Genomic DNA, 6,783 nt, shown 5'->3' with positions numbered 1-6,783 from the left:
AGATAATTATGCTCATCCATGAGAAGAAGAATATAAACATATTAGTAAAAAAACTTTTTATCCAACATTATTATTTTGATTAAAAGAACGATTACAAACTGATAATAGTATTAATATTTCTTATCCAACTATTAATGACTTTTCTAAAATTGATTATAACGAATATATTAAACTTATTGTTCCGTTTGATAATGATAGTATTTATTATGATGAAATTAATAAAGTATGAAAATCTAATACTGCTAATATTATTAATCCAGATTCTATAATGAAAACATTAAATCTTAATGATTTTGTTATTACTGAGGGTGGTAATAATAAAGGTAAAATATCTGTAACAAACGGTTACAATGATGAATTAGCAATTGATGATCCAACTAGTGGCGGTGAGTTTGTTAATTATATGAGAACACGACAAATTGGAATTAAATTAATGCCTACTCAAAGTGGTAAAGCGAATGCTTCATTTAATCAAAAAACAGGTGAATTAGAAATTTGAGACCCTTCATTTAAAAATAATGATATAACTGCTAATTTTGAAATTATTAAAACAAGTACAACATCAGAATTAAAAACAACTGATGATACATTGCCAACTACAAAATATATTAATGAACATTATCAAATTAAAAGTAGTGATTGAGAAATTGTAGATATTACTGATTGAACTCCTAATGTTAGTGAATATCAAATAAAAGATTGAGATAAAAATAAATATAAATATAAAGTATGAGTTAATAATCAATTTTTAAATAGTTTTTATTTATCAACTTATAAAGGATTTACAGGAAATATATCAAGTGGAATAACAACTACTAATAATGAAAATCAAATTGCACAATTAAGAAATAATGGAAAAATTATAATATATTCAAAAAATGCTCCCGCTAAAATGACTAAATTATATATTGAAAGAAAAAAAGTAAGTTAGAAAGGATTTTAGCTATGAAACAAGATAAAACAACTTGATTAAAAGGTGCGCTGCCTTGAAATTGATTTAAAAAAGACCCTATTCCGACTTATAATTGAACTCATAAAGATATTAAAGATTGAGAAAGAAAATATAAAATTCGTAGTTGAGTAGTTAGTTTTTATACATTGATATTTTTAGAATTAAATTGTTGATTAGAATATGGCATGATTAATGCAATAAAAGATAATATTAATTGATATAATTATGGTCAATATTGAGGTAATGGAATTGCTATTTTACTAACACCTTTATTTACACACGGAATTCAAGGTATATTTGTTGCTAGTAGTAAACCAAAAGTTGATATGAAAATTGATATCCCACGATTAAAAATATCTAAAGTAGGATTAGTATTTACAATTTTACCTTTAATAACTTTAATAATTTCTTTAATTATTATTTGAATTGATAAATCAAAATGAAAAAAAGACCATTTAAGATATTGTTTGGACTGCCGTATTAATCCGCGTGTTATTCAACCACGAATAGCAAAAGTATGAAACAAATTAGATGGTATAACGGAAGAAAAATTAAAAAATATACAAGATGAAAATATTAAAAAACAAAAACAAGATGAAAATAACAAAGAATTAAATTTAAAATAGACTATATATAGGGGTGGTTGATATTTTTGGGTGGTTATATAGTTTAATTTATAAATTATTTTGTTCTGAAAGGATAGATGGCCACTGTTTGAGTAAGGATAGAAAGGAATTAAATAAAATGAATGAAACATTAATGATTGTTTTACTTGTGTTAGCAGGTGCAGGTGGAATGGGTAGTCTTGGTATTCTAGGCTTATCTGCTAAAAAAATTAAAAAATATAAAGCAGAAATTAGAGAATTAAGAACTGCTGTTATTGCTCATGAAAAACATTTACGAGGACCTGATTTTGCAACAGAATTAGCCCTTAAAACAGGTCAAATTAAAAATGTTAAAAAACAAGTTAAAGTAAACAACAAAAAACAAGCACAAAAAGATGCTATTAGACAACTAACAAATAGTATTTAAAAAATAACCTTAATTGGTTATTTTTTATTTTTCTTTATTGTGACTTATATAAAAATTGATAAGATATTCTATTTTTTGTGAATAAGTAAAGTCATTAAATTCATTTCAAACTTTTTCTTCATTTTCATTTAAGTAAATATTAACATTACGAATTAATTTAGAATAATATTTTCCTGTTTTTTGATTAAATGAATGTTTCATAATATTAACCCTTATAATTAGCAATAATAATGGCATCTCGTAAATGATTACTTATTTTTTCATTATTATAAAATCAACCTTTACCATATTCATAAGTTAAATTTTCATCTTTACTAAATTTTTGAATACAACCATTATTATACTTACTTAAATTTTCCATATTTTTAACAACTGATTTAGTAAAAATAGGTGCTATTCACTTAGTTTTTTTATTAAAATTTTCATCTAATAAATAATTATAAGTATTAAATTTTATTGCTCCTATTAATTTTAATAAACTATCTCTATCTTTTGAGCCATTGGCATTTGTTGGTAAACAATCTTCAATATATATATTGCATTCTTGTTGTTCTTTTATATATTCCAAGATTTTTAATACATGTATTGTTCATTCTTTGCTTATTATTTCTGTTTTATCTACTAATTTGTTATTTATATAACAAACAATAGCAGTAGTACCAGTTCCTGATGGATCAATACCTATTTTTATCATTATAATAAAAATCTTTCTTTAAATTGATAATAAAAATCTTCGCTTTGTTTTCTAATCATAACTGGTGATAATTTTTCAACATTTAATTTTTCTTTTAATCAATTTTTACCTTTTGAAATAATATTTTGTTCTATTTTTGTATTTGTAATAAAATTTTTAATATTATTAAAATGTTCTTCACTCATTCAATTTGGATTTGAATTATTAATAATTTCTTTTTGTTCTTTTTCTTGCTTAAAATTATTCTTACTTACTTCACTATTATCAGGGTCTAATTCTTCTGTTGGTAAACCTAATAATTTACTTAAAACATACTTAACTCCATAAGTTAATGCTGAACCAATACTTTTAGCAGGGTCAGTATTTTTCCCTGTAAAAGGTCAGTAAGTTTTAATTTCTTCTGTTTCTTTACATAAAGTTAATTCCATTTCAAAATATGGTATATCATTAATTACTTTTAAAGTATCTTTCACATAACTCCAAATATATGTAATATGATGCTTTTTAAATTCTTTTTTAACTAATTCTAATACTTGTGCTTCACCAAAATAATTATACATTGTTCTACCATTCATTTGCATTGTTTGGTCTTTTTCTAAATATAATGATAAATCTTGTTGTATTTCACCAATACTTGCTCTTAATGATTTCTTAGTTTCTTGTGGCATTTTCTCATTCCTCTCTTTCTTGTCATATTAAAATTGCTTTTTTAATTTGTTCTAAATTTTGTCTAGTAATATTAACTTTTTCTTTAATTACTATTTTTAATTTTGGATTTATAATTATCATTAATATTTTTTTATTATCTATACAAAATTCTTTTTCTAATAAATAATAAAGTTTTAATTGCCAAATATAGCGTTCAATATCAGTTTTCTCATTAGAACTAGTAATTTTTCAATCACATATTATATATTTATTATCAGTTGTTATTCCAATAAAATCAGTTGTTCCACATAATAAAGGGTGAAAATATGTTTTTTCAGTTTCATAATGTTTAAATTTAATATCTTTAAAAGTTTCTTGATATAATTTTGTAAAATTTTTAAATAATTCACGATGTGATTTTATATCACAATCAATAAATTCAATTAATTCATCATCAAAATTATTTTTTATTCAAACATCAATCATATTATGTAAACATATTCCACGAATTTGTGCTAATTTTAAAATATTCTCATCAATTTGCAAAAAATCTTTTGGTACTAAAATATTAACAATTTGACTTACACTTGGTATTAAAATACTATACTTATGTAATTCATCATTATAAATATATAATGGTTTTAAATCTAATCTCATAAAATTGTTTCATCATTACCAATATTTTGATTATCATTATTAAATAATTCTTTTGTATCAGATGAATTAAATTCTATTTTTTCTTGTGGTTTTTCAGATTTTTTTAAATCATTATTTGTATGTAAAAATTCATAATTAGATACTTGAATTATTCATTCAGTTTTATTATCTCGATTTTTAAAAGATTGTAAAACACCAGTAATTGCTATTTGACTACCTTTTTGACAATATTTTTGTAAAGTAATTGCTTTTTTATTTCACACTTGACAATGTATAAAATCAGTTTCTTTTTGTTTTGAATGTGGGCGTGCTATTGCTAAATTAAAAATAGCATATTCTTTCCCATTTTGAGTTTTCTTAATTTCAATATCTTTTGTTGTTCTACCAATCCCGATAAATTGATTCATTATTTTACATCCTTACTAGGTAATTTCTTATATAAAGATTTATCTTTTATAATATAAGTATCTTCTCTTCGACCATTTACATATTGACAATATTCATCAAAATCTTCTTTAAATAATATTTGTTGTTTTAATTTAACAAGTTCTTTATCTTTTTCAGCAAGTTCTTTTTTAAGTTTTTCATTTTCTTCTTGTAGTTTGTTAAATTTAATTGATTCTGTTATAGTCATTATTAAATCTCCTCCAAATTCTTTTCCATAATTAAAGTATCAATATATTCATAAGCACTATCTTCTGAATAGCAATAATCTTCTAATGCAATGTTAAATAAATCATCTTCGGTATAAACTTTGCCATCTTCATCTTTTCACATATTATTCACATCCTTGTCATTTAATATTGTTATCTTCTAAATCAATAATTGTTGTTAATCATCCTTGTTCATTTTCAACATTACTAGTAATTTTTGCTTCTTCTAATGTATAAAAAAATAAAGTTTTAAAATCACCATATTTACTTTTCATTACTAATAAGTATCTTTTATTCATAATTTAATTCCTCCGAATATTCTTTTATAGTTATGCCACTATGTCTATGTTCCGTAATGCCACAATAACTATTAAATTTAAATGTCATTTCAAAATGACCATGTATTTTAATTTTTTTTAAAGTTTCTAAGGGTTTATTTTTAATTTCATAATCACTAGGAAGGTATATTCTTCTACATTGATTACAATGTTTATAACTTGCCATTTTTTCCTCCTAATTTTGTTTTCCTAATGCTCAATGCTCATCAGTCATATCTTCGAATGATACTGGATAACTTTTAAGCATTAATTCTTGTAATTTATTTTTTTGATCGCATTTTGAACAATAACCTCAATATCTTTGTTTAAGACAAGTTTTATTTAACTTTTTCATATAAATCTCCTAAATTATTCCTTTAATTTTTTTATCAATTTGCAATATTTTTCAACCATCTGATGCTAAATCTAAAATATCGTTAATTTTGTAATGTTGCATATAAGAAACAATAACATCTCATCTATTTTTAAATAAATTTAAGTACATTTTTGCTCATTCTAAACATTGTAAATCATAATGATTTTTATGATGTGAAATACGACAATTAATAGGCTGACAATTAACTCAATCAAATGATGTTGTTATTTCATTCCAAGTTTTATTAATATATTTACTTTTATATTCTGTCATTATAATTCCTCCTAGTTTTAACTCGCTGGCACTCACTCCCAAGTGAAAGTGCCAAGCGAGAATTAGTTATATAAGTATTTATCTATTTATTTACTACGCCATCCGCTTCACTGGGGGTGAGCGGTGGCGGTATGTTAATTATTTGAATGTTTAATAATCCACAGTTGTTTTTTTAATATTGACGCCAGACATATATATGTCTTCCTTTATCCGTGCCCATTTGTGCTTTCGCTCTGGGATTTGACGCTCAGTTTTTGAAATTAAATTTACTTGCACCCATACAAAGGACCGAATGCTAAACGCAAATTTAATTGTTTGTGTCACCATCTCTATTTTTATTGTCGTTTGATGTTAGCCTTGGACACATCACGACTATCGCTTAGTTATAAAACCAGCGCCGATTTACATATTTCCTCATACACTATTTCAGTACTTGCCTCGGCCGGCGGTGGGAATGAGTTGATACTCATGTTCTTATGGAAACACTTAGTTATTTAAAATAACCGTCCCACACTGCATTAAGTTGTTTTATAAAATTTAAGTTTTAAAGAACCAGTTTCTCAATCAAAGATAATTTTTGAATTTTCTAAGCGTTTATAAAACCGCTTTTGTTTTTTATCTTTTACTTTATTCAATAAATCTTTATGTTTTTCACAAGTTCATAAAACTTTATTTGATAAAAATTCTTCGGTAATGAATGATATTGCTTTATAGCAGTTATCAATATCACATATTTTTTGTTGCTTATTAATTTCCATTACTTACTCCTTCCTTTATTAAGTTTTTTTATTAGCAAATTAATTAACTGAAACAGAGAAAGGACAACACCTTAAAATTGGAGAAAAAACAGGTACACTTTGTAAAGATTTCTAAGATATTTAATAAATGTGTAAACAACTTAAAGAGGGTATCAAAAAGTTGTAATAAAAGGTTTCTATTTTAAGAATTTAAGATGCTGTCCTTTCTCTGAATCAATTAATAATTTTGGTTTTACAAATAAAAAAACCATTTTAGTAAATGGTTTATTATTTTTATTCAATTTCTATCTATTTTCTTAAAACCCTTCTTTTTTACATGCGACCAAATCGTAAATTTAATAGTATTAAAGAAAAATTTAAAGTTTTATTTACTGATGTAACTTATTTAATTTGAAATGGTAAAAAACATTATCAATCAACAAT

The 6,783-nt window shown here is 23.8% G+C and carries 15 protein-coding genes; 3 read left to right on the top strand and 12 right to left on the bottom strand.

Annotated features, from left to right (window positions below):
* The 3 genes from D9R21_RS07040 to D9R21_RS03765 all read left to right on the top strand — a co-directional run.
* Positions 1–931, top strand: a 931-nt coding sequence (locus D9R21_RS07040) for a hypothetical protein (RefSeq protein WP_158613871.1), incomplete at its 5' end; no start/stop codon positions are given.
* Positions 932–945: 14 nt separating this feature from the next.
* Positions 946–1,578 carry a hypothetical protein gene (locus D9R21_RS03770; RefSeq protein ID WP_126821162.1) on the top strand — a complete coding sequence of 211 codons (633 nt, stop codon included), beginning with the start codon at positions 946–948 and terminating at the stop codon, positions 1,576–1,578.
* Between the two features lie 118 nt (positions 1,579–1,696).
* The gene (locus tag D9R21_RS03765; protein WP_126821161.1) at positions 1,697–1,984 is read left to right on the top strand and encodes a hypothetical protein; all 288 of its coding nucleotides are present in this window, start codon (positions 1,697–1,699) and stop codon (positions 1,982–1,984) included.
* 24 nt (positions 1,985–2,008) lie between these two features.
* On the opposite strand, the gene D9R21_RS07035 is transcribed toward D9R21_RS03765, so the two are convergent.
* The 12 genes from D9R21_RS07035 to D9R21_RS03725 form a co-directional block, all read right to left on the bottom strand.
* Positions 2,009–2,185 carry a hypothetical protein gene (locus D9R21_RS07035; RefSeq protein WP_158613870.1) on the bottom strand — a complete coding sequence of 59 codons (177 nt, stop codon included), beginning with the start codon at positions 2,183–2,185 and terminating at the stop codon, positions 2,009–2,011.
* Positions 2,186–2,189: 4 nt separating this feature from the next.
* Entirely contained in the window at positions 2,190–2,678 is a 489-nt protein-coding gene (locus D9R21_RS03760) for a hypothetical protein (protein ID WP_126821160.1), read from the bottom strand.
* Entirely contained in the window at positions 2,678–3,346 is a 669-nt protein-coding gene (locus D9R21_RS03755; protein ID WP_126821159.1) for an ERF family protein, read from the bottom strand. Before D9R21_RS03755 ends, D9R21_RS03760 begins: the two co-directional genes overlap by 1 nt.
* Positions 3,330–3,983: a hypothetical protein gene (locus tag D9R21_RS03750; protein WP_126821158.1), complete on the bottom strand. Its 654-nt coding sequence runs from the start codon at positions 3,981–3,983 to the stop codon at positions 3,330–3,332. The genes D9R21_RS03755 and D9R21_RS03750 overlap by 17 nt, the downstream gene beginning before the upstream one ends.
* Positions 3,974–4,390: a single-stranded DNA-binding protein gene (locus D9R21_RS03745; RefSeq protein WP_158613869.1), complete on the bottom strand. Its 417-nt coding sequence runs from the start codon at positions 4,388–4,390 to the stop codon at positions 3,974–3,976. The genes D9R21_RS03750 and D9R21_RS03745 overlap by 10 nt, the downstream gene beginning before the upstream one ends.
* Complete coding sequence (locus tag D9R21_RS03740) at positions 4,390–4,617, bottom strand: hypothetical protein (protein WP_126821156.1); 228 nt, start codon at positions 4,615–4,617, stop codon at positions 4,390–4,392. The genes D9R21_RS03745 and D9R21_RS03740 overlap by 1 nt, the downstream gene beginning before the upstream one ends.
* Positions 4,618–4,619: 2 nt before the next feature.
* On the bottom strand, positions 4,620–4,760 hold the full coding sequence (locus tag D9R21_RS07030) for a hypothetical protein (protein ID WP_158613868.1): 141 nt from the start codon (positions 4,758–4,760) through the stop codon (positions 4,620–4,622).
* 1 nt (position 4,761) lies between these two features.
* Positions 4,762–4,935, bottom strand: coding sequence for a hypothetical protein (locus D9R21_RS07025; protein ID WP_158613867.1), 174 nt, complete (start codon positions 4,933–4,935; stop codon positions 4,762–4,764).
* On the bottom strand, positions 4,928–5,140 hold the full coding sequence (locus tag D9R21_RS03735) for a hypothetical protein (RefSeq protein WP_126821155.1): 213 nt from the start codon (positions 5,138–5,140) through the stop codon (positions 4,928–4,930). Before D9R21_RS03735 ends, D9R21_RS07025 begins: the two co-directional genes overlap by 8 nt.
* A gap of 9 nt (positions 5,141–5,149) precedes the next feature.
* Positions 5,150–5,308: a hypothetical protein gene (locus D9R21_RS07020; RefSeq protein ID WP_158613866.1), complete on the bottom strand. Its 159-nt coding sequence runs from the start codon at positions 5,306–5,308 to the stop codon at positions 5,150–5,152.
* 9 nt (positions 5,309–5,317) lie between these two features.
* Positions 5,318–5,602, bottom strand: a complete 285-nt coding sequence (locus tag D9R21_RS03730) for a hypothetical protein (protein ID WP_126821154.1) — start codon at positions 5,600–5,602, stop codon at positions 5,318–5,320.
* 518 nt (positions 5,603–6,120) lie between these two features.
* On the bottom strand, positions 6,121–6,360 hold the full coding sequence (locus tag D9R21_RS03725) for a hypothetical protein (protein WP_126821153.1): 240 nt from the start codon (positions 6,358–6,360) through the stop codon (positions 6,121–6,123).
* Between the last annotated feature and the right edge of the window lie 423 nt (positions 6,361–6,783).

Source organism: Spiroplasma endosymbiont of Megaselia nigra (assembly GCF_003987485.1).
Classification (GTDB): Bacteria; Bacillota_I; Bacilli_A; order Mycoplasmatales; family Mycoplasmataceae; genus Spiroplasma.
The sequence above is the reverse complement of the archived record's forward strand: the minus strand, read 5'-3'. Positions and strand labels throughout refer to the sequence as shown.